This window comes from Actinacidiphila sp. bgisy167, assembly GCF_057707665.1.
The window spans coordinates 1-587 of record NZ_JBYIQP010000235.1; the positions used below are offsets into that span (position 1 = coordinate 1).

Annotated in this window: 1 protein-coding gene; it reads right to left on the reverse strand. The window is 68.3% G+C overall.

Annotated features, from left to right (window positions below):
* On the reverse strand, positions 1–587 hold a 587-nt coding region (locus tag AC3ET4_RS30950), incomplete at both ends, for an IS1634 family transposase (RefSeq protein WP_431955310.1).

The following is a 587-nucleotide window of genomic DNA, read 5'->3' on the forward strand; positions in this document are numbered from 1 at the left end:
CGATGGGCTCGTCCGGCTCCTCCAACTCGAAGTAGGTGCTGGTGGTGTCGAAGAACAGCAGGTCCACCTCCAGGTTCAGCAGGTGCGCGACCTCGTCGAAGACCTGCTTCTCCAGGTCGTCCTGCACCTCGTGGAGCCAGTCCATCGCCCGGTAGCAGGACTGCTCGCCGACCTTGGGCAACGAGTCGATGTGCACGTCGTGAGTGATCCATTCGGCAGCTGCGAGCTTCGAGGAGGGGGCCAGTGCGCGGTTGGCGACCAGCGCGAACAGCACCCGCTCGGTCACGGACATCTCCCGGGGCCGGCCCCGCTTGGGCTGCCCGACGCCGGACACGATCTGGTCGATCTTCAGTCGGTGCCACAGGTGGTCCAGGACGTAGGCGCCGCCGAAGGGGACCGAGCCGGTGAACTCCAGCCCCGGCACGGGGTTCATGGCCAGGGCCTCGCCGGGCTCCAGCAGGCGCGACAAGGACGCGACCAGGCGCCGGATCGCGTCGCGGTCCAACTCGTCCTCCCGGCCGAAGGTGAACAGCACCTTCGGCACGGCCCGGCCCTTGACCGGGTCCCACTCGTTGTGAGCCAGGTGC